This is a genomic window from Microbulbifer sp. YPW16 (genome assembly GCF_021290385.1).
Classification (GTDB): domain Bacteria; phylum Pseudomonadota; class Gammaproteobacteria; order Pseudomonadales; family Cellvibrionaceae; genus Microbulbifer; species Microbulbifer zhoushanensis.
Map to the genome: position 1 here is coordinate 1,020,870 of NZ_CP089928.1, position 20,786 is coordinate 1,041,655.

Sequence of the window (20,786 nt, forward strand, 5' to 3'; positions counted from 1 at the left end):
CCGCATATCAGTCAGGCGACTGCGATAAAACCGCATCGATATAGCCAGCCGGATTCAGAAGTTCATCTGCCGTATCCCTGGCAAATGTAATCAGGGGTTCCGGATAGATCCCCATCGCTACTGTTACCAGGACCAGCAACAGGGATGGCACCACTCGCTGCCACTGCTCAGGCCTGCCCAGCGCAGCCAGTGCCAGCGCCCCACCGCCCGGGTGTTCCTTCCAGAATGCCTCGGCCCAAATTTTGCTCATCGAGAATAGCGTCAGCGCCCCGGTGACCAGCAGGACCGCGGCCACCCAATAAGACGCCTCTTCCAGGCTGGCGGTTACCAGAAGCAGTTTGGCCCAGAACCCGGACAGTGGTGGGAAACCGGCAAGGCTGAACGCGGCAATAAAAAACAGCGTCGCCATCAATGGGCTGGCCCGGTACACCCCCCCGATCTGTGCCAGCTCGAAGCTTCCGGCCATTCTCCTGACTGTGCCGCTGATCAGCAGCAGGTTCGTCTTGGCCACGATGTTATGAATCATGTAAAAGACCGCCCCAGCCAGGGCCAACGGGGTGAAAAGGGCCAGCCCCAGCACCAGGAAACCGATCTGGCTGATGATGTGAAACGCCAGTATGCGACGGAATTCATACTGGGCTGCGGCCCCGAGAACACCTGTGAGCATGGTCAGTAACGCTGCTACCAGCAGCAGGTTGTGGGCAAATTCGAGGTCAGCAGGGAACACCAGGGTAAAGGTACGAATCAGCGCGTAGACTCCTACCTTGGTGAGTAAACCGGCAAAGACCGCCGTCACCGCTACCGGGGGGACGTGATAAGAGGCCGGCAACCAGAAAAACAGCGGAAACAGTGCCGCCTTGATACCGAAGGCACCGATCAACAATACCGCTAGCGCGTTCACCGCCACCGACTCACCCTGCGCTGCAATAGCCAGGTGCAGGTCGGCTAGGTTGAGGGTGCCGGTAAGCCCGTAGACCAGGCCAATGGCAGTCAGCATCAGCAGGGTGGAAACAAGGTTCAGGGCCACATACTTTATGCCACCATCGACCTGCTGCCGCTCGCCCCCGAGCACCAGCAGTGCGAACGAGGCTATCAGCATTACCTCGAACCAGACATAAAGGTTGAACAGGTCGCCGGTGACAAAACTCCCACAGACACCCGCCAGCAATAGCTGGAAAAAACCCTGGAAACCCAGGCGCTCGCGCCGCCGGTCGATATCCGCGAGCGCAAATACCCCCACGGCCAGCCCCACCAGGCCAGTGACCAGGAGCATGATCGCACTGAGACGGTCCACAACCAGGGTAATACCGAAAGGTGCAGGCCAGTTACCCATCTGGGCAACGAGCGGCCCCTGCCGCGAAACCGATGCAAAGATCCAGGCCGTGACAAGCAGCAGCAGGCCGCAACCCAGCAGGCTGATACCGCGAGCCAGCCCGGTGTTGCGCCTGGCTGCGAAAGCCAGCAGTCCGCTGGCGATCGGCAACAGGAATGGCAGCGCCAGCAACCAGCCCAAGTCAGTGCTCCCCGCCCGCAGCGGGCGGTTCCGCCAGGCGCATGGTGTCCGAATTCAATGTGCCCAGCTGCCGGTAGCAACTGACCACCAACGCCAGCGTAAAGGCCAGCAGGCCAAAGCCGATCACGATTGCCGTGAGGATCATAGCCTGCGGCAGGGCGTTGGCTACCGGCACGGGCGGGACATCGAGGCCCTCGGGGACCAGCGGCGGCACGGCGCGGGTCAATCTCCCGGCCGCAAAAATGGCCAGGTTGGCCGCATTGCTAAGCAAAATCAGCCCGAAGAGGTAACGTAAAAGATTTGGCGCCAGCATCAGGTAAACCCCAGTAGCGGTCATGGCACCAACCAGTACAGCCAGGGCCGTCTCCACAATCAGTCCTCCTCCAGCACAAAGAACAGGGTCAGCACCGAACCCACCACCGCCAGGTAGATACCGGTATCGAACAGCAACACATTGCTGATTGGTATGCCCTTGGCGGTTTCACTGCCACCGATAAACAACCACAGCCCCGTAAAGGGCGGCAAACCCGCAAGCGCTGCCAGTGAGCCCGCTGCGGCGGCCAGCAGCGCGCCCGCTGCCGCAAGGCGAGCGGGAGCCACACGCAGCGAGGCGCGCGCCGCGGCCATCCCCCAGGCCAGCGCGTAAAGGATGAATGCCGCGGCGGCAATCAGGCCCGCAATAAACCCTCCGCCGGGCTGGTTGTGGCCGCGGAGCAACATGTACACGGAAAACAGGAGTATCAGGGCCACCAGCAACCGGGTCGCGCCCTGGAGGATAATCGAATTCACGGTTGCCGCTTCCCTCCTGCCGCTTTGCCGCCGCGTAATCGCTGCCCCAACAGCGACGCAGCACCCACCGCTGCAACCAGGACCACCAATACCTCCCCGAAAGTATCCAGTGCGCGAAAGTCCACCAGGATGACATTGACGATGTTGCGGCCGTAGGCTTGCGCCACTGCTGCCTGCTCGAAAAAGCTCCTGGTGGGACTGGTAAACGGCTGTTCCAGGACCGCGAGCATAGTGAGGGACACAGCACTGCCCACCAGTAACGCCAGCAGTGCGTCCCAGGGGCGAAATCCAGCAATATGGGCACCGGACAGTACCGGCAGCCGGTGCAGGGTCATTGCCACCAGCACCAGGAACAGGGTTTCCACCAACAACTGGGTAATCGCGACATCCGGCGCACCAAAGAAGAGATAAATCAGCGCAATCCCCACGCCCAGGGCTCCCAGGCTGCAGATCGCTGCCAACGGCGCCCGACTGGTTGTCGCAAACAGGGCCCCGGTCAGGACCAGCACCAGTGCCGCCCACTCCTTGACCGTGAGTTCCGGCCAGGACAAACCCATCGATAAAACACCGCCTTCCGCCAGCACCCACAGCAGCACGATCGCCACACTGGCAAACACCACCGCCAGGTAATGCCTGAGGATGCCATGCTGCAGAAAGCGAGTCTGTACCGTGGCCAGGTGCCTGAACAGCGCCAGTGCCCGGTCCCAACTGTGGTCGGCACTGACAGGTAGCAGGCGTGCCAACCTGTCAAACACCGACCGCAGCCGCCGCTGGCCGAGGAAGATCGTCGTGCCGAGTAACAGCGTCACCACACTGAGGAAAAACGGCAGGTTAATTCCGTGCCAGAGTTTCAGCTTCACTGTCTCCGGCCGCCCCAGGACCGCAGTGACGGCCGGCTGCACCAGACTTTCTGCCACCAGCCCCGGCGCCAGCCCAAACGTCAGCCCCAGGCCAGCGAGCAGCAGTGGCCCGGCCAGCAGTCCCGGCGTCGCCTCTCGTGTCGAGCGGAGCCCGGCCGGCAAACGACCCCAGAAGGGTTTCAACACTACCGTCGCCGCCACCGCCACCATCAGCGCATTGGCGAACACGGCCGCGCCGGCCACCAGCAGGGGCTCAGAGGCAATCGCCAGTGCGCCCTCGTACTTGAGCTCCTTGCCAATAAAACCGAGAAATGGCGGGAACCCCGCCATCGACAGGCCCGCCGCAAGTGCTGCGATAAATGTCACCGGCAAACGTGCAGCCAGTCCCCCCAGGGAGCCGAGCTCCCGTGTACCCGCCTGGTGATCGATGATCCCCACCACCATAAAAAGTGCCGCTTTATAAAAAGAGTGCACCAGGATAAATGTCATGGCTGCGGCGATCGCGACCGATGCTTCCGAGCCGAGGAACATGGTCAAGGTGCCCAGGGCGACAACGGTGGTATAAGCGAGCGCCAGTTTGAGGTCTGTCTGGCGCAGGGCCAGTACTGCGGCAATCACTGCAGTGCCGGCCCCCACCAGCGTCAGCGTCCACATCCACAGATCGGTATATCCCAGCACCGGATGCAGCCGCGCTATCAGGTAGATACCCGCCTTGACCATGGTTGCCGAATGCAGGTAAGCGCTAACCGGTGTAGGTGCCGCCATGGCATTGGGTAGCCAGAAGTGGAGCGGCACCTGTGCCGACTTCGCAAACGTGCCCAGCAACACCAGGATCAGTATCGGTCCGTAAAGCCCATGGCTGCGGACGATCTCTCCCTGTCCCAGTACGGTAGAGAGGTCGTAACTTCCGACTACCATCCCCAGCAGTACCAGACCGGCCAGCAGGCATAACCCACCGAGCGCGGTCACCAGTAATGCCTGCAAGGCGGCACGCCGGGCCGTCTCGCTGGAGTGGTCAAAACCGATCAACAGGTAGCTGGCAATGGTGGTGACTTCCCAGAAGACGAACAGGGTGATGAGGTTCCCCGCCAACACCAGGCCCAGCATGCCCAGCATGAACAGCAGCAGCGACAGATAGAAGCGACGCAACAATGCGTGCCCCGCAAGATAACTGCCTGCATAAAGGGTTACGAAAACACCGATCCCACTGATCAGTAACGCAAACAGCAGGCTGAGGCCGTCGACGAGGAAATCCAGCGACACACCGAGACTGGGCACCCAGGGCAGGGCAAATTCCAGCGAGCCGTGTTCGCGCACGGTCCCTACCATGGAAAGCAGCCACAGCGACAGGCACAGCGGCACTGCCAGTACCACCAGGGTCAGCGCTATCTCGCTTCGCCGGCCCGGCGCCATTGCAACGGTATGCTTCCTGCCAACCATACAAGTCCCTGCCCGGCACCAGCATGTTTCAATGCTGGCGCTGCCGATTCAACGCCCCGGCCGATTACCCATCGGGTTCGAGAATTGTAGTCGGGCGGCAGGGTGCTGGGGCGAAGCACGCCAGTGCGTTTTGCGACGGCAAGCCACACCGGAACCATCCAGCAGGATTTACCGGCTGTCACGGGCCGATGTGGCGCCGGGACCGACGCCCCATGAGGGAGCCGAGCTATCGGCCGGCGGTGGACCCGGCGGAACTGAGCGCCGAGGTGGCATCGGTGACGCCATCGCGCTCGCGCAAGGCAAATCGCAGCACAGCCCAGCCGATGACACCTGACATCAGGGACCCCAGCAGGATGCCAACACGCTCATCAAAGAAGCGGTCCACGCCCGACTCCTCAAACGCCAGGGAGCCGATAAACAGGCTCATGGTGAATCCAATACCGCAGGTCACACCGACGCCGTATAGCGTCAGCCAGGACATATCACCGGGCAGGCGGGCGATGCCCAGTCGTACGCCCAGCCAGCACAGGGAAAAGATCCCCACCTGGTTGCCGACAAATAAGCCCAGTGCGATACCCACCGGCACCCCGTGGAAAACGTAGTCCGCATCCATGTTGTCAAAACTCACGCCGGCATTGGCGAAGGCGAACAGGGGGAGAATCAGGAAAGTCACCATCGGGTGAATCTCGTGCTCCAGGTGCCTCAGTGGTGAGAAGCCCTCCCGGTGACGGGAATGCAGCGGGATAAACATCGCCAGCAGCACACCGGCAAGTGTCGCGTGCACGCCGCTCTTCAAAAGGGAGGCCCACATCACCAACCCCACCGCCAGGTAGATCCGGCGCTTCTCCACCCGCGCTGCGACCAGCGCCGCCAGGACCAGGATGCACCCGGCCGCAGTTGCCAGCGCCACCAGAGAGATATTGTCGGTATAAAAGAATGCGATAATCAGGATGGCGCCGACATCATCAAAGATGGCAAGTGATGCCAGGAACACCTTTGCCGATCGCGGTACCCGGGAGCCCAGTAGCGACAGCACACCCAGGGCAAAGGCGATATCCGTGGCTGCCGGCACCGCCCATCCCTCCAGGGCGAGCGGGTCATCCCAGTTGAAAAAAACGTAAATCAGTGCCGGGAACAGCATCCCCCCGACCGCCCCGAGCGCCGGCAACACCACCCGCGAGGGCTCTGAAAGCTCTCCCTCCAGTAACTCGCGCTTCAGCTCCAGGCCGATCAGGAAGAAGAAAACCGCCATCAGGCCGTCGTTTACCCACAGCAGAAGCGGCTTGTCGATGGCGAAGCCGCCCACCCGAACTTCGACCGGCGTCTGTAACAGCAGGTCGTAATACGAATGCAGTGGTGAATTGGCAATGAGGATCGCCAACAGTGCCATCAGTATCAGCAATATTCCCCCGGCAGACTCCATACGAAAGAATCGCTGCAGCAGCCCCGCTATGGAATGGCTCATTCCTCCTCCCCTTAAAGTTCCTCCAAAGCCGGTGTATACGCACGGCAGACCATTTTGGAGCAGCTAAGGGTGCAAAAAAGAACGCACAATTACCCTGCTGTCACGGTGGTGATTGACGTGCCGTTAGCTGTTAGGCTCTCCGTACCCCAGCCTGGACCCAGAGAATGTCTACATCCGCCTTTGTCACTATTGCCGTTTTTATCCTGGTCGCAATCTCCCTCTACCAGCGTTTCCACAGTGAGGGGGCACGCAAGCGGGATCAGCAGGCCCGCCCTGGCACCGCGCCGGATACCGGACCCGGCACACTGAGAGGACCCACCCTGTCGCGGGAGGAGCTCGACGCCGCGCTGGAGCAGATCGACCGGCGCCTCGAGCAGTTCAGGCTTGAATACATCGCCATCAGCCCTCAGCCGAAACCGGCCCTGCACCCGTGGCAGAGCAAGTTCGGCGGCCGTCCCTACTGGCCCCGCGACCTGGACTATCCGCGGGCGGACAACGGCCGGTCACTGTTCCTGCTGGCGCAACTGAATTTTGAGGAGATCCCTGAGCTTCCCTCTTTCCCGGGGCTGCCGGACAGCGGCCTTTTGCAGTTCTTTATCACCGATGACGATCTGCTTGGCCTGCCGCTCGATGGCGCCGGAGCCGCCACCGGCAAAGCACACCGGGCGAGCAATTACCGCGTGGTTTACCACCCGGTGATCGAGCGCGACACGGCTGCGCTGGAACCGGATGTGCCGGACACCCGGGATGCCGAGTTCTTTCCCCTGCAGGATGAGTATGCGCTCACATTCTCACGGGAATCCGGCCTGCCGGCCCTGGCTGACTACCGCTTCGGCCGTACCGGTATCGACCTCTCCAGCCTGCCCGACGAGGTCATGGACGAGCTATTCGACCGCAACGAGGCCGACGGCAGCCGCATCGGTGGTTACGCCAACTTCACCCAGGATGACCCGCGCGAAGGGGAAACGGAAAATGCCTGGCCCCTGCTGTTCCAGATGGACAGCGAAAGCCGTGAGGGGGTGGAAATCCTGTGGGGTGACGCCGGGGTGGGCAATTTCTTTATTCGCCCCCAGGACCTGGCCCGGCGCGACTTCAGCCGGGTCTGGTACAACTGGGACTGCTGCTAGGGAGGCAGCTCAGCAGGCGCCGGCCGCTCGCGCCACCAGGTACAGCAACCGGCTGAACGCCGCGTTGCTCTCCACCGAGGCAGACTCCTCCATGGTGTGGTAACCGGTAGTGGGCACCTGCAGGGTGGTACCCTGCACAAAGCCCTCGGAAGCCGCCACAATCCGGCCCAGCTCGGTACTGCCCAGTGACTGCGGCTCCTGGCCCGCGGCCTCCGCCCGGCGATTCAGCTCCTCGATATAGGCATCCTTGTAGCCGTAGGCAATGCCGTGCTCCCGGCACAGAGCCTCGAGCATGGTGGTGGTGGGCCCGTGGAAAGCCGCGTTGGCATCGCACCGGCGCAGGGCCACCTGCTGCTGGTCGGCCGTGGCACGGTCCGGGTAGGGACTGGTATCCACCACAATCAGCCGGTCAGTGCCGCCGTTGAAGCGGCGGAACCACTCCAGCAGGTAGCGCCAGCTGCTACCGGACTCCTCCTGGGCGGTGAAAAAGGCAGTCCCCTGGAACCCCAGGGAAAACAGGTGCACCAGGTGGGCCACCGTGAGTACATTGTCGAGCTGCGCGCTCAGGATGCCATCCCCGACGGTCAGCCCATCACGAAATGCCACCGGCGTACCGGCTACCAGGTGATCGAGGCCATTCACCTCGAATATCAGGTTATTGCGGTACTCGCACACGTAGGCGCGGTCGATCTCGCCGCTGCCGAGATAGGAGCCGGACCAGGGCTCGTAAGCCGTCACCGGCACCCCGTGGAACCGGTCGACGATCTTCCGCATCAGCTTTTCGGAAACCGAGTTGCCCAGCAGGTCGGAGCGGCGCCCGGCAACAAAAGCGGCATACTGGAATTCATTGGGGCCGGTACAGATCAGGCCGTGGCGATCGGCATGGGCGGAAAACATCACCGACTCCGGCTCGCGCCCCCGTGCCACCAGCAGCCCCTCATACCAGGTGACCTCGGCACCCCGTTCCTCCAGCTCCCGCTGGAGTACCCGGAAGAATGCGTGCTCTGCACCCACCACGCTGGGGCTACGCACCAGCAGCTTGAGCAAATCGATAAACTCGTCCGGCTTCTGCATGTGTCACAGCCTCCGTATTGTTGTTGGCCCGGTAACAGTCAGTCCGGCAGCGCCGGCGCAACCAGGCCGTTTTTTCCGGCCCCAGCCACTGGCTGCCCGCCCCGGGCGCCGATGCCCCGCACCCGGTTGACCAGCGATACCAGTACAAAGCTCAACAACATCAGCAGGTACCAGGAAGACAGCTTGGCCAGCGGCACCGGGTTCCAGCCGGCGGACTGGTTGGGGTAGATCCAGATGTTTACATAGGTAGCGATATTCTCCGCCAGCCAGATAAACAGCGCCACCAGCAACCACCCCAGCAACAGCGGCATATAGCGGTGCTCCCGCTCGACACGGAAATAGATCCGGGTACGCCAGAATAACAGGACCGTTATCGCCAGCAACAGCCAGCGCAGGTCTGGCAGGAAATGATGGGTGAAGAAATTGAGGTAAATCAGGGCCACCAGCGCCACTGCCCAGTAATGCCCCGGGTAATCGGTGAAGCGGAAATCAAAGATGCGCCATACCCGGGCGATATAGCTGCCGACCGCGCTGTACATAAAGCCGGTAAACAGGGGCACATTACCCACGCCAAACACAAAGGCTTCCGGATATACCCAGGAGCCAATTGCATCCGCGGTCTTGAACAGCTCCATCACGGTGGCCACCAGGTGAAACACCACGATCACCAGGGCCTCGCGCAGGGTCTCAAAGCGGAACAGCAGCAGGAACAGCTGGAAAGCCACCGCCGCCAGGAAAATAAAATCGTAACGGTGCAGGGATTCCAGCGGGTACCAGTAACGGGTAACGATCATCACCAGCAGCAGGAAGCCACCAAACATACAGGCGTAGGCCTGCTTGACGCCAAACAGCCACAGCTCCCTGATAAACACCGCCAAGCTCATACCGCCCCCTCTAAACTGCCGGTCTGTGCCGACCATTGCCCCAAGTTTCCCCTCACTTCATGGCAGGTGCAAGCAGGCGGGGCGATGCCGCCATGGTGATGGCCGAGTATGGCAAGCGGATACCCCGGTCACCCTGGCCTCACCTGTTCCACGCTGCAAGCTGCCTTGCGTCCCTCCCCGCTGGTCGCGCACTCCCGGTCAGCTTGTGCTCGGCTGCCCCAACCAGGCTTATCGACATCGGAGAATATAGGTGGCAATTGAACAGTCATACGCCAGGCACAGGAAGCCGTAGGCGAGCGGGATTTCAGTCAGGGGAAGCCCGATGCCAACGCCAGCAACTGCCCAGGCTTCGTGCAGCAAGTCCCAGAGCCCGTGCAGCAGGTACCCGGCCACCAGGGCGCCGGCGAACCGCAAGCCCAACAGCCCCAGCAAGCCGAATCCGGCCGCGGCAACCAGTTCTGTTGGCCAGCTGGCGGGGTTGGTGAAGTATACGCTGAACACGGGATAGAAGACGGCGATCAGGATTAACAGCAGGCTATAGAAAACCCACTCGCCCACTCCGGCAAACAGGCGCCCGGAAATGGCAATGGTACCCGCTGCCGCAAGTATCCCCAGTGATACATACAGCGCAATAATGGCCACAAACGCCATATCAGCTTCCCGGTAATCGATCCCTTGCTATCAGCGATGGAGGTGGGCACCCGTATCCGGGGTTCCTCCGGAATAGGGACTTGTCAGGCTTTCACTGCCTTCTCAATCCTGTCACCTATATCCTTGTCGATATTGCGCCAGTACCCGAAGGCCCGCTGCAGCACCTCATCCGTCACACCGGCCCTCAGGTGGCCCGCCACATTCGATACCAGGCGCTCGCGCTGGGCATCGTCCATCACTTTGCGCACCAGGGTCCCGGCCTGCACAAAGTCGTCGTCCTCAGCATGGGGGGTGTAAGCGGCATGCATAAACTCGCCGCTGGCGGACCACTTCTCCCGGTAGGGATATTGCCCCCCGTCCGCAGCCGGGCCGCCCTTGGAATTGGGCGCGTAGACCGGGTCAGATACTTTCTGCACCCGCATGGCGCCATCCTTGCTGTAACTGTGCACCGGACACTTTGGCGCATTGACCGGGATCTGCTTGTAGTTGACCCCCAGACGTGCACGGTGGGCATCAGCATAGGAAAACACCCGGCCCAGCAGCATCTTGTCCGGGCTGAAGCCGATACCGGGGACCGTATTGTTAACTTCGAACGCGGCCTGCTCTATCTCGGTATGGAAGTCGGTGGGATTTTTATTCAGCACGAGCTTGCCCACTTCCTGCAACGGATAGTCGTCGTGTGGCCAGACCTTGGTCAGGTCGAACGGGTTGAAACGGTATTTCTCCGCCTCATCGAATGGCATCAGCTGGACCTTGAGCGTCCAGCTGGGGTAGTCGCCCCCGGCAATGGCATCGAACAGGTCGCGGCGGTGTACGTCGGCGTCTTCCCCGGCCAGCCGGTCTGCCTCTTCCTGGGTGAGGCATTCGATGCCCTGGTCAGTCTTGAAATGGTACTTGACCCAGAACCGCTCGCCATCCTTGTTCACCCACATATAGGTATGGCTGGAGTAACCGTTCATATGCCGATAGCTTTTTGGGATGCCCCGGTCCCCCATCAGCCAGGTGACCTGGTGCGCGGTCTCTGGCGACAGGGTCCAGAAGTCCCACTGCATATCGTGGTCCCGCAGGCCATTGTCGGCACGGCGCTTCTGGGAACGGATAAAGTGCTGGAACTTCATCGGGTCCCGCACAAAGAACACCGGCGTATTATTGCCCACCAGGTCGTAGTTACCCTCGCTGGTGTAGAACTTCAGGGCAAAGCCCCGCGGATCCCGCCAGGTATCCGGGCTGCCCCGCTCCCCGGCCACCGTGGAAAAACGGATGACAGTATCGGTTTTGGTACCGGGCTGGAACACCGCCGCCCTGGTGTAGGCGGTCACATCCTGCGTCACCTCGAAATAGCCAAAGGCACCGGAACCCTTGGCATGGGGCTGGCGCTCCGGAATCCGCTCCCGGTTGAAGTTGGCCATCTGCTCGATCAGGTAATGGTCCTGCAGCAGGATCGGGCCATCCGGCCCAACGGTAAGGGAGTATTCGTCACTGGGCACCGGCATGCCGGCATCATTGGTGGTGGGCTTGCGGTCGTCCTTGCTCACGGGTCTTATCCTCGGGATCGAAATGGCGGGGGAGATTGCTAGGGGTAACATAGCCCAGCCGCACCGGGAGCAAGTGGCAAAAGGCGCACAACAACCGTTGCCCTGCCCGGCCCACCAGCGGCCTGGGCTACAGGGGCGGGCCTCGTCTGGCTCGGTGCGGACGCACAGCTGCCTCATCAGCGGCCAGTGTGGGATTCACCAGCCTCAATAAGAATTTGAATACCACCGCGACAAACCACCATCGCGATGACGAGGCCAACCACAAGGTCGGGATAGCGACTGTCCAGCAGCCATACCAGCCCCGCGGACACAATAACGCCCAGGTTGGCGATCACGTCATTGGCAGAAAAGATCAGGGAAGCCCGCATATGTATCCCGGCGTGGCGCTGGCGTGCAACCAATAGCAGGCAGGCCACATTGGCAACCAGCGCCACGATGCCCATCCCCGCCATCAGGCCGCTGGTTGGTTCGCTGCCCAGCAGGAAACGGCGAAGCACATCGAGCAGCACCAGCCCCGCCAGGGTAACCTGCAGTACTCCACTGAGGCGTGCGGCACGCCGCTTAAGCTGACTGCCCCTGCCCACCGCATAAAGACTGATGGCGTATACGGTGGCATCGGCGAGCATATCGAGGGAATCGGCAATCAGCGCCGTTGATTCCGCCAGCACACCGGTCAGGAGCTCAATCACAAACATCACGGCGTTGATGGCGAGAACGGCGATCAGCGTCCCCCGTTCACGCCCGGCACTGGCATCCAGCTCTTCATCACACCCTGTCATCTATACCCCGGCTAGCTGGTGCTGTATAAAACCCCCTGCCGCAACGCACTCATACAAGATACCCAAGGGTAAACCACCTGCAAATGCGTAGCTCTCACTATTCTGCGGCTAATAGTGCAAAAGAGCTGCAACCAGCCAGGCCAGCAGCGGTCACCCATTCGGCTACCCGGGTAGGTCTACTTATCCTGCCGGGCCGGAAAATTCCTCCAGCGCTCTGATGGCGTGCGTGGCGTAAACCACGCTGGTTCCACCACCCATCAGTATCGCCACACCGAGTGCGTCGGCAATTTCCTCGCTGCTGGCGCCGGCTTCAAGCGCGTCATGTGTATGGTGCGCGATGCAGTCATCGCAATGTGTAGCAACGCTGATTGCCAGTGTTATCAGCTCCTTCGTTTTCGAATCGAGGGCGCCCCCAGACACCGCCGCCTTGTGCAAGTCCCAGAATGCACTCATTACCGCGGGCTGTGCCGATGACAGGGTGCGGGCGTGCTTTTCGAAGTTCTGTAACCTGTCGGGGTACCCACCAGCTTCTGGCGCTTTTTTAGTCATGGCTTATATCCTCACCGTGTATCAAAGCCGGAATACCTGCACAGATCCGGGGGCTTACGTCAAGACTTGGCAAACGCCTTTCCGCTCAAAAGAGCTGGCGATGGCGCCGCTGCTACCCGGATCAAAAACAGGCAAGCTCACGCCAATGTAGTTGAAAACATGATCCCAGCCAGGACCTTGCAAGCGCCCACACGCCGGAGCCGGGCAGCACGGGGGCAAGTGGTGGGCTGAGGCTGCCTAATACTGTGCCCAGGATAAAAACCGCGCTTCGGCACGCCTGGGAGTCCGCACACCTTGCTGGAATCGCGCCCTTCCCGGATCTTCTCACCATGCTAGAAGGACTTTGATCCTTCCATTGGCCGCCGCTACCCAAAGCGCTGGAGCAATCTGCCTGCGATTATCATGCAATGGCTGCCATGGCTCACGGAAGAAGCCACAGGGTAAGGGTAACCAGCAGAAAATATAGCAGCGACCCGAGAATAAACTTCCAGAACGCAGGGAAATAGCTCCTGCGGCCCGATTCCAGTACGATCATCCATGTTTTTCCGAATGAGACTCTTAGAAAGCGATAAACCGCCGCACCGAACAGGTAACTGAAGCCAACTATCATCCAGAAGCTCACGGAAAATCTTAAAATGTAATCAATTGTGTCACTAGAGGATTGCCAATCACCACTCATGAATTCTGCCAGCATCCAGTACTCCAGCAGGAACGACGGTGCCAACGCAAACAAAACCATGACTAGAACTAACAGCAACGCTATTGCCGATAGCCCAGTTATTACTCTTACTAAATAGCTCATCTAGATTTCACATAATGCTGCCCGCAGAGGGCGATCTTCCCTATGCGCAGTTTACACGAAAATGGGTGCGCAGCCGCCGCACAAAAATCGCACAAAGCAAGGCATCAGCTGCAGCTAGTTGTTGTTAGCCTACCAGATCGGTAGCACAACCCGGCGGTATCGCGCTATAAGGCAGCTTCTCAGAGCGCTTTTCCATCAACTGTAACTTCACAGAATTATAATTGAGCTCACCCTCGTCGCTGGCGGGAATGCTCAGTTCAACAAGAGCAAAGTTCCTTTTTTTATTCGTATAGTCTTTAATTTCCAGTTCAGTATACTGGCTTTGCCTCCAACCACATTCAAAACCGTAGTCACGCCATGTTTCATTGCCGTGATAAGGCAATATCTTAATATCCTTGGCCCCAATCACTCGATACGGGAAGAACTCATACGGTAGGTCCGGGCCGGTTGCAGAGGTCAGAAAGATATACCCGCAATCTTCATAACAGTGGTATTCGTAGAGCTCCTCAGCCTTAAAGAAGCGAATCCGGTTCTTGCTGTCTTTTACGGTATCTACAATCATTGTCAGATACTCGCCCAAGTCTACTTTATTATCGATTTTTTCAAGTGAGATACCTGGTTCAGATGCGATTGCTTGAGAGCACAAAAAAAATAGTACAAGTAGCTTCTTCATTTATTCCTCTGAGTCAAAAAAGGTGGCCTTACCCACAAAAAGTAGACACTATAACTATGCGCATTTGCGCTCATATTCAGCTGGACTTATGTATCCCAGTGTAGAGTGTCTACGTACCCTGTTGTAAAAAACTTCGATGTATTCGAACACTTCAGCCTTCGCCTGGTTGACACTCTTAAAATGCCCCGCGTATACCAGCTCTAGCTTCAGGCGGCTGAAGAAGGACTCCATTGCGGCGTTGTCCCCGCAATTGGCCTGGCGGCTCATACTGGATCTGCAGCCATTCGCCATTAGCAGGTCCTGATACCCCTGGGCTCGATACTTAACGCCCCGGTCTGAATGCACGATCAAGCCTGGCTTTGACTCCCTATGCTGCAGGGCCATCTTCAATGCCCGCTGCGTAAGCTCTTCGGTCATCTGGGTATCCAGCGCCACCCGACGATGCGACGCGAATACAGGTCCATCACCACGGCGAGATACAACCATCTATCTCTAACCCAGATGTGGGTAGTGTCGCTGGTCCAGCGACGGTTAGGCCGATTTAGCTGAAAGCATCGCTTCAGCAGGTTGGTAGCAACGTTGACTCTACCTTCGACGGGCCTGCTATAACGAAAACCTTTTCCATTCCTCGCACGGATATGCTCTTTATGCATAATTCCAGCGATATAGTTGGTTGAGCAAGGGACCCCTGCATCCAAGAGCTCTCGGGCAATCCTGGGAGCCCCATAGCGAGCCTTGAAGGTCTCAAAGGTATCTATGCCATTTTCTGTAACGCGCTTCCTCCGGATCGCCCGTGGACTTTCACCTCTACCTAGCCACCGGTAATAACCGGACGCTGACACCTCCAGGCACCGACACATCAAGCGGATCGGGTACAACCCTGCATGCTCGCGTATCAGTGCGTACTTTACTCTTGGTGGTTCGCAAAGTACGCAGCTGCCTTTTTTAGAAACTCGACCTCCTGGCGCGCTTCATGCAGCTCCTTCCTAAGGCGGCGCACCTCGGCGCTCTCTTGCTTCGAATAATCTACGCCATCCAGGCTATTGAATTGCTTCTCTGACAGCCGATTGAACTGCCTTCGCCAGTTATAAATCTGCTGGGCGCTGACACCGAGCTCCCTCGCCACTGAAGCCGTGGTCGCCCCGGGCTTCTCCGCCCGCTTTACTGCCTCTCTGCGAAACTCTTCCGTATACGCCTGAGCTCTCTTCTTACCCATGGTACACCTCCGTGTTAGGCCGAAACCTAACTATACAGGGTGTCTACTAAACGTGGGTAAGTCTTCCCTATAACGCCTTGCTCACCGGCACATACTGCGGAGAGCGTTTTGTGTGAAAATGGAGCGCAGCGAGTAACACAAAAAGTGCGTAGCGTTGGCTGTCGCTCTGCCGCTGCTTGTATGGTGAAATCCCCCAAAAATTCGGTAAGGTGAGGCCCGTAACTTGCCACGAACAAGTTACCGGCGTGACAGCTCGATGCAGCGCAGGTGCAGGCGATGCCTAGCCCGTTAACAAGCATGTAGCGTCACGCCGACCCTATGTACAACCCGAACAGTCGAATGGGCCTCACGAGCCCGAATGTAGCAAGGATGGGAAGATCTCACAATGAACAAGAAGGCTACAGCAGGGGTAAATGTTGGCGTGGATGTCGGTAAGACATTCCTGGATATCTACATCCACGAGCGTGATCGGTATTGGCAGATTGAGAACACCCGATCTGATATCGGTAAATGGATTAAGGCGATTCGCCGCTTCAACGTTGAGAGAGTGGTCATGGAGGCCACCGGTCGCTATGAGAGGTTGCTGTATGAGCTGCTGGTGGAGGCGGGGCTACCGGTGGTTATCGTGAACCCGCGGAACGTGCGCCGGTATGCGGGCGCCGCAGGGCAGCTCGCCAAGACCGACAAGGTCGATGCCAAGCTGATTGCCGCTTTCGGGGCTGTGATGCAACCAGAGGTATTGCCGCCCGAGTCGAAAATTCAACGGCAGATCAAAGACTTATTAGCACGACGCCGCCAGATTATGACCATGCGCACCATGGAGCTTAACCGGGCTAAAATCATGCCCAAAGCGTTCCAGGCTGACTATCGCCGCCACATCAAGTTCCTGGACAAGGAAATCGAGCGTGTGGATCAGAAGCTGGATAAGGCGGTGAAGAGTGAGGAGCTCTGGCGCACCAAACGGGAACAGCTCGAAACGGTACCAGGCTTCGGCAAGCTGCTGTCCACCACTCTGATCGCGGAGCTGCCCGAGCTGGGAAGCCTCAACCCGAAGGAGATTGCTGCCCTGGTTGGTGTGGCGCCCTTCAATCGCGATAGCGGGATGTTGAGAGGCAAGCGACGCATCAAGGGAGGACGGGCACAGGTCAGGACAATCCTGTACATGGCGACGCTTTCAGCGACGATCCACAATCCGATGATCAGGGCCTTTTACAGCCGCCTGGTGAGCGAGGGCAAGCACCGGAAAGTCGCACTGACGGCGAGCATGCGGAAGATGATTGTAGTGCTAAATGCGATGGTGAGGGACGGGACTTACTGGGGAGGGCGCGATGTCAAACAGGCTGCTTGACATCACAGTCGCTTGTTAGGCGCTGACACCTAGATTGATAGGAAAAGATTTGCGTAACCTGAGTTTTCATTTAGAAAATCGCGCAAACCTGCTAAATACTGTCTAAGTGGCTCCTCAGGAGCACCATGAAATTCTTCAATTTTTGACCACCTGCCAATTACCCCAGATATTTCGTCGTCATTCAGGCTCTTAATCTTATCCTGGAGCGCTTGAGGGAATGACAAAATGAAGGCACCCCCTTCCGGCGGATGAACGGGCTGGAACCCCTTCATTAACTCCTTATACGAAGAGACACCTAGAAGTTCACCAAGTTGAGATAGCGGGATCATGTCGACATTTTTTGCGTTAAACCACTTGCCGTACGAATACGGATCGTCACTATTCACAACGTCCTCAGGGTCATTTCCTTCGAGGAATACTACATCTGAAATTGGCACTGATCTCTCCTTTTATGTACGCCTAACGCTTTTGTTCAGCGGCGCCCTGACAAGGGCGTCCGATGGAGGGCCGTAGGCCCGGAATAAACTGCAACACCTGGTTAGGCGCGGCTCAGCGCATCAAGGAAATCCTGCTCTCCATCGGCACCCCACCATGGAACAGAAACTTGTCCTCCGAGTTCACAAAGTTGGCCTAGGAGGGTGAGAAACGACTGGATCTCGCTTTTGCCCCATGCAGCCCCCATCCGATAGTCGAAGTCGAGGCCATCTTTATAAACAAATACTCCAAGATCCGGTATTGGAGTGGAAGAACCAGCTATGCCAGCAAGGACAACATGGAATGCCTCTGCGTCACCAGACGCTACAAGCGCGGCGTCCTCATGGCCGAGAAATGGCTTCTCGATTTTCGAGGTCTTGATCCAGAGATCCCCCCCGTTGGCTGTGACATTTCTAGCACCTCTGTCGTAAAGATGCTTGAAGGCTACTGGAACAAGCGATGGTACCGAAAAGCTAACTTGCACCTCCGGAAGCGAGCCATCATCTGTCACGAAGTACTCAGATAGATCCATTTTTCGCCTAACGCCAAGCTTTGGGGCGGCTGGAGCGCAGCGTAAGCCGTCCCAGCCGCGATAGCGGCGACAACAGCGCCTTGTATGGTGAAATCCCCCAAAAATTCGGTAAGGTGAGGCCCGTAACTTGCCACGAACAAGTTACCGGCGTGACAGCTCGATGCAGCGCAGGTGCAGGCGATGCCTAGCCCGTTAACAAGCATGTAGCGTCACGCCGACCCTATGTACAACCCGAACAGTCGAATGGGCCTCACGAGCCCGAATGTAGCAAGGATGGGAAGATCTCACAATGAACAAGAAGGCTACAGCAGGGGTAAATGTTGGCGTGGATGTCGGTAAGACATTCCTGGATATCTACATCCACGAGCGTGATCGGTATTGGCAGATTGAGAACACCCGATCTGATATCGGTAAATGGATTAAGGCGATTCGCCGCTTCAACGTTGAGAGAGTGGTCATGGAGGCCACCGGTCGCTATGAGAGGTTGCTGTATGAGCTGCTGGTGGAGGCGGGGCTACCGGTGGTTATCGTGAACCCGCGGAACGTGCGCCGGTATGCGGGCGCCGCAGGGCAGCTCGCCAAGACCGACAAGGTCGATGCCAAGCTGATTGCCGCTTTCGGGGCTGTGATGCAACCAGAGGTATTGCCGCCCGAGTCGAAAATTCAACGGCAGATCAAAGACTTACTGGCACGGCGCCGTCAGGTTATGACCATGCGCACCATGGAGCTTAACCGGGCTAAAATCATGCCCAAAGCATTCCAGGCTGACTATCGCCGCCACATCAAGTTCCTGGATAAGGAAATCGAGCGCGTGGATCAGAAGCTGGATAAGGCGGTAAAGAGTGAGGAGCTCTGGCGCGCCAAACGGGAACAGCTCGAAACTGTACCAGGCGTCGGCAAGCTGCTGGCCACCACTCTGATCGCGGAGCTGCCCGAGCTGGGAAGCCTCAACCCGAAGGAGATTGCTGCCCTGGTTGGTGTGGCGCCCTTCAATCGCGATAGCGGCATGCTGAGAGGCAAGCGAAGAATTAAGGGAGGGCGGGCACAGGTCAGGACAATCCTGTACATGGCGACGCTTTCAGCGACGATCCACAATTCGATGATCCGTGATTTTTACAGTCGCCTGGTCAGTGAGGGCAAGCACCGGAAAGTCGCGCTGACGGCGAGCATGCGGAAGATGATTGTAGTGCTAAATGCGATGGTGAGGGATGGGACTTACTGGGGAGAGTGCGATGTCAAGCAGGCTGCTTGACATCACAGTCGCTTGTTAGGTGGTCGACGGCGGAGTGCAAATAGGGCTGCCGCACATACCAACCACCAGAAAACTAAGAAGAATGCCAGAAAAAACGATGCACCACTGTAAGAGCTACCAGGGCTAATCGCTAATTCTGGCGATAACGCCGGAAAGCCACTTTGAAGCAACCATAACGGTGGACCAATAAAAATATCTCTGACATTGTGCCAAATCCCTCCAGCCCCATCCGTGACAAAGCTTATTGCTGCGAATAGCAAAGCTAGGGTAAGACCTAGTAAGAATGAAAAACTTACTCGCCTCATGAGCTATAGACACCTAACGCCGTGCTCAGTAGCGGCTTACTTTATGCGCTTTTTGCGCAAAAATAGGAGCATAGCGACCGCGCGAAAAGCGCATAAGTATGACGTCAGCTGCAGCACCTTGTTATGGCTGGCACGCCGCATAGTTTGCAATATCTTCCGCATCTGAAGTTACTACACCCTGCCAGTTATTAAATCTACCACCATACGCGGATGTAGCGTGATAACCCACTTTAGCCTTTTGACCCAGAGGCGATCTTGATTTATATATTTCATACACTTGGGCACCCTCTGTAGGTTGGATGGTTACTAATCCAAGTTCCGCACTATCTGGCACAATTAAAACGCCGTCGATCTTAAGCTCATTGACGTTGCCAATCAGTACTGTAGGTACAGCTGGATCATCATAATGCTTTGACCCCCCTTGTGACTTTGAAATCAATGTAATTTCTTTGTCCGAAGTATTTTTTAGAACTAAGCCAACACGGTATTCGTAAAATCCGTTTTGATTATGACCAATACAAGAGATATTCGCAGTAGAAACTTCAAGTTCAGTCGCCGCTGAACTGAAACTAATGACAGCTAGAAGTACAAAAATTTTTTGTTTCATGTAATGGCCATAACGCCCAGCGCAGGCGCAGCCAGCGCGGAGCGCATTTTGTGTTAATGTTTGAGCGCCAGCGAGTAACACAAAAGGTGCGTAGCGTTGGCTGTCGCTCTGCCGCTGCTTGTTATGTGTGGACTGTGAATAACTGCTCATTAGCTGGCCAGTCACCACCATATGTAAAACACTCTAAGGTATCCAGGAAGCCAGAATTTAACCATAGTATGACACCTGCGCCTGCCTCTAAAGCAGGATGTGTAAGGTAAGCCCCTGGAAAATCTTCGAGCTTTACTCTCTCTTTACCTAATTTTTCTGCGGACTCGCTCACCTTAAATTTTGTGAATACTCCTACGCCGCTATAACTACGCTCTAGAATCTCTACTTGAGAAATCTGGCTTTTAAGGATTTCTTTTTCAGGATCTTCTTGAATCAACAGATCGAATATTTTTTGCTCTAGAGGACTTAAATTCATACTGACACATAACAGTTTATTCAAAGGACGCGTCTTTATATCCAGACGTCGTGTATCTACAGAGCCGAGACGCCGAAAATTTATAGAATCACCCTTAATATCAAAGGGTTACAGCCTCCTCGGCAATAGAAAGCTACGGAATAGCACGACGCGTCGCTTGAACTAGCCTGCATCCCTGTCAATTGATCTTACGGGCCACTCCTTTCAAGTCAACGAGTTAGAGCGCTTTTTGCGCAGATAGGCGACGCGTCTCGTAATCCTGGCGCATCCGGGTCTCGTATCAGCAGCTACTTAATACCGCTCCCGTGCAAAAAACAACCGTGTATAAGCAGGCGGAGACAGTAATGGGCGTTGAGGCAGCTTTCAGGGCATCACTATCGGAGTGAGCGTGGCACCTTTGCTCGAACGAATCTTATTCAACAGCCACGAGGCCGGCTGTCGATTG

Annotated in this window: 21 protein-coding genes and 1 pseudogene; 3 read left to right on the top strand and 19 right to left on the bottom strand. The window is 57.5% G+C overall.

Going from position 1 to position 20,786, the window contains the following annotated elements:
* Positions 1-7 precede the first annotated feature (7 nt).
* The 5 genes from LVE68_RS04475 to nhaA all read right to left on the bottom strand — a co-directional run bounded on the left by LVE68_RS04475 (position 8) and on the right by nhaA (position 6,067).
* Positions 8-1,513 (bottom strand): Na+/H+ antiporter subunit D, encoded by a 1,506-nt coding sequence (locus tag LVE68_RS04475; RefSeq protein WP_233005833.1) that lies wholly within the window; start codon positions 1,511-1,513, stop codon positions 8-10.
* Position 1,514: 1 nt separating this feature from the next.
* Positions 1,515-1,883 carry a Na+/H+ antiporter subunit C gene (locus LVE68_RS04480; protein ID WP_233005834.1) on the bottom strand — a complete coding sequence of 123 codons (369 nt, stop codon included), beginning with the start codon at positions 1,881-1,883 and terminating at the stop codon, positions 1,515-1,517.
* 2 nt (positions 1,884-1,885) lie between these two features.
* Entirely contained in the window at positions 1,886-2,302 is a 417-nt protein-coding gene (locus LVE68_RS04485; protein WP_233005835.1) for a Na+/H+ antiporter subunit B, read from the bottom strand.
* A complete protein-coding gene (mbhE, locus tag LVE68_RS04490; protein WP_233005836.1) occupies positions 2,299-4,602 on the bottom strand; it encodes a hydrogen gas-evolving membrane-bound hydrogenase subunit E in 2,304 nt (767 codons plus the stop codon). The genes LVE68_RS04485 and mbhE overlap by 4 nt, the downstream gene beginning before the upstream one ends.
* Positions 4,603-4,828: 226 nt before the next feature.
* On the bottom strand, positions 4,829-6,067 hold the full coding sequence (gene nhaA, locus LVE68_RS04495) for a Na+/H+ antiporter NhaA (RefSeq protein ID WP_233005837.1): 1,239 nt from the start codon (positions 6,065-6,067) through the stop codon (positions 4,829-4,831).
* A 164-nt stretch (positions 6,068-6,231) separates the two neighbouring features.
* Here nhaA and LVE68_RS04500 point away from each other — a divergent pair, with 164 nt between their 5' ends.
* Complete coding sequence (locus LVE68_RS04500; protein ID WP_233005838.1) at positions 6,232-7,194, top strand: YwqG family protein; 963 nt, start codon at positions 6,232-6,234, stop codon at positions 7,192-7,194.
* Positions 7,195-7,203: 9 nt separating this feature from the next.
* Here the strand turns inward: LVE68_RS04500 and LVE68_RS04505 are convergent, their stop codons facing one another.
* The 10 genes and pseudogenes from LVE68_RS04505 to LVE68_RS04545 form a co-directional block, all read right to left on the bottom strand.
* Positions 7,204-8,268 carry a peptidase M42 gene (locus LVE68_RS04505; RefSeq protein ID WP_233005839.1) on the bottom strand — a complete coding sequence of 355 codons (1,065 nt, stop codon included), beginning with the start codon at positions 8,266-8,268 and terminating at the stop codon, positions 7,204-7,206.
* A 38-nt stretch (positions 8,269-8,306) separates the two neighbouring features.
* Positions 8,307-9,152 (bottom strand): DUF817 domain-containing protein, encoded by an 846-nt coding sequence (locus tag LVE68_RS04510; protein WP_233005840.1) that lies wholly within the window; start codon positions 9,150-9,152, stop codon positions 8,307-8,309.
* Between the two features lie 228 nt (positions 9,153-9,380).
* Complete coding sequence (locus LVE68_RS04515) at positions 9,381-9,803, bottom strand: DUF6010 family protein (RefSeq protein ID WP_233005841.1); 423 nt, start codon at positions 9,801-9,803, stop codon at positions 9,381-9,383.
* A gap of 83 nt (positions 9,804-9,886) precedes the next feature.
* The gene (locus LVE68_RS04520) at positions 9,887-11,338 is read right to left on the bottom strand and encodes a catalase (protein ID WP_233005842.1); all 1,452 of its coding nucleotides are present in this window, start codon (positions 11,336-11,338) and stop codon (positions 9,887-9,889) included.
* 176 nt (positions 11,339-11,514) lie between these two features.
* Positions 11,515-12,117 carry a cation transporter gene (locus tag LVE68_RS04525; protein WP_233005843.1) on the bottom strand — a complete coding sequence of 201 codons (603 nt, stop codon included), beginning with the start codon at positions 12,115-12,117 and terminating at the stop codon, positions 11,515-11,517.
* Positions 12,118-12,297: 180 nt separating this feature from the next.
* Entirely contained in the window at positions 12,298-12,666 is a 369-nt protein-coding gene (locus tag LVE68_RS04530) for a carboxymuconolactone decarboxylase family protein (RefSeq protein WP_233005844.1), read from the bottom strand.
* A gap of 421 nt (positions 12,667-13,087) precedes the next feature.
* Positions 13,088-13,468 (bottom strand): hypothetical protein, encoded by a 381-nt coding sequence (locus LVE68_RS04535; protein ID WP_233005845.1) that lies wholly within the window; start codon positions 13,466-13,468, stop codon positions 13,088-13,090.
* Between the two features lie 124 nt (positions 13,469-13,592).
* A complete protein-coding gene (locus LVE68_RS04540; RefSeq protein WP_233005846.1) occupies positions 13,593-14,141 on the bottom strand; it encodes a hypothetical protein in 549 nt (182 codons plus the stop codon).
* Positions 14,142-14,195: 54 nt separating this feature from the next.
* Positions 14,196-15,001: pseudogene (locus LVE68_RS18210) on the bottom strand (IS3 family transposase).
* A 47-nt stretch (positions 15,002-15,048) separates the two neighbouring features.
* On the bottom strand, positions 15,049-15,357 hold the full coding sequence (locus tag LVE68_RS04545) for a transposase (RefSeq protein ID WP_233005847.1): 309 nt from the start codon (positions 15,355-15,357) through the stop codon (positions 15,049-15,051).
* 385 nt (positions 15,358-15,742) lie between these two features.
* On the opposite strand from LVE68_RS04545, the gene LVE68_RS04550 reads away from it, so the two are divergent.
* Positions 15,743-16,705 (top strand): IS110 family transposase, encoded by a 963-nt coding sequence (locus LVE68_RS04550; protein ID WP_233005848.1) that lies wholly within the window; start codon positions 15,743-15,745, stop codon positions 16,703-16,705.
* A gap of 29 nt (positions 16,706-16,734) precedes the next feature.
* Here the strand turns inward: LVE68_RS04550 and LVE68_RS04555 are convergent, their stop codons facing one another.
* On the bottom strand, positions 16,735-17,142 hold the full coding sequence (locus LVE68_RS04555) for a hypothetical protein (protein WP_233005849.1): 408 nt from the start codon (positions 17,140-17,142) through the stop codon (positions 16,735-16,737).
* 101 nt (positions 17,143-17,243) lie between these two features.
* On the bottom strand, positions 17,244-17,711 hold the full coding sequence (locus LVE68_RS04560; RefSeq protein WP_233005850.1) for a hypothetical protein: 468 nt from the start codon (positions 17,709-17,711) through the stop codon (positions 17,244-17,246).
* Positions 17,712-18,000: 289 nt separating this feature from the next.
* Between LVE68_RS04560 and LVE68_RS04565 the strand changes: the two genes are divergently transcribed.
* Positions 18,001-18,963 carry an IS110 family transposase gene (locus tag LVE68_RS04565; RefSeq protein ID WP_233005851.1) on the top strand — a complete coding sequence of 321 codons (963 nt, stop codon included), beginning with the start codon at positions 18,001-18,003 and terminating at the stop codon, positions 18,961-18,963.
* Positions 18,964-19,389: 426 nt separating this feature from the next.
* Here LVE68_RS04565 and LVE68_RS04570 read toward each other — a convergent pair whose 3' ends face one another.
* Both LVE68_RS04570 and LVE68_RS04575 read right to left on the bottom strand, forming a co-directional pair.
* On the bottom strand, positions 19,390-20,025 hold the full coding sequence (locus LVE68_RS04570) for a hypothetical protein (RefSeq protein WP_233005852.1): 636 nt from the start codon (positions 20,023-20,025) through the stop codon (positions 19,390-19,392).
* Complete coding sequence (locus LVE68_RS04575) at positions 19,997-20,341, bottom strand: hypothetical protein (RefSeq protein WP_232941984.1); 345 nt, start codon at positions 20,339-20,341, stop codon at positions 19,997-19,999. The genes LVE68_RS04570 and LVE68_RS04575 overlap by 29 nt, the downstream gene beginning before the upstream one ends.
* Positions 20,342-20,786: the final 445 nt, after the last annotated feature.

Coding starts and splice junctions, on each gene's coding strand:
- mbhE (WP_233005836.1), bottom strand. CDS start 4,602: ATGGTTGGCAGGAAGCATACCGTTGCAATGGCGCCGGGCCGGCGAAGC.
- nhaA (WP_233005837.1), bottom strand. CDS start 6,067: ATGAGCCATTCCATAGCGGGGCTGCTGCAGCGATTCTTTCGTATGGAG.
- LVE68_RS04500 (WP_233005838.1), top strand. CDS start 6,232: ATGTCTACATCCGCCTTTGTCACTATTGCCGTTTTTATCCTGGTCGCA.
- LVE68_RS04505 (WP_233005839.1), bottom strand. CDS start 8,268: ATGCAGAAGCCGGACGAGTTTATCGATTTGCTCAAGCTGCTGGTGCGT.
- LVE68_RS04510 (WP_233005840.1), bottom strand. CDS start 9,152: ATGAGCTTGGCGGTGTTTATCAGGGAGCTGTGGCTGTTTGGCGTCAAG.
- LVE68_RS04515 (WP_233005841.1), bottom strand. CDS start 9,803: ATGGCGTTTGTGGCCATTATTGCGCTGTATGTATCACTGGGGATACTT.
- LVE68_RS04525 (WP_233005843.1), bottom strand. CDS start 12,117: ATGACAGGGTGTGATGAAGAGCTGGATGCCAGTGCCGGGCGTGAACGG.
- LVE68_RS04530 (WP_233005844.1), bottom strand. CDS start 12,666: ATGACTAAAAAAGCGCCAGAAGCTGGTGGGTACCCCGACAGGTTACAG.
- LVE68_RS04535 (WP_233005845.1), bottom strand. CDS start 13,468: ATGAGCTATTTAGTAAGAGTAATAACTGGGCTATCGGCAATAGCGTTG.
- LVE68_RS04540 (WP_233005846.1), bottom strand. CDS start 14,141: ATGAAGAAGCTACTTGTACTATTTTTTTTGTGCTCTCAAGCAATCGCA.
- LVE68_RS04545 (WP_233005847.1), bottom strand. CDS start 15,357: ATGGGTAAGAAGAGAGCTCAGGCGTATACGGAAGAGTTTCGCAGAGAG.
- LVE68_RS04550 (WP_233005848.1), top strand. CDS start 15,743: ATGAACAAGAAGGCTACAGCAGGGGTAAATGTTGGCGTGGATGTCGGT.
- LVE68_RS04560 (WP_233005850.1), bottom strand. CDS start 17,711: ATGGATCTATCTGAGTACTTCGTGACAGATGATGGCTCGCTTCCGGAG.
- LVE68_RS04565 (WP_233005851.1), top strand. CDS start 18,001: ATGAACAAGAAGGCTACAGCAGGGGTAAATGTTGGCGTGGATGTCGGT.
- LVE68_RS04570 (WP_233005852.1), bottom strand. CDS start 20,025: ATGAGCAGTTATTCACAGTCCACACATAACAAGCAGCGGCAGAGCGAC.
- LVE68_RS04575 (WP_232941984.1), bottom strand. CDS start 20,341: ATGAATTTAAGTCCTCTAGAGCAAAAAATATTCGATCTGTTGATTCAA.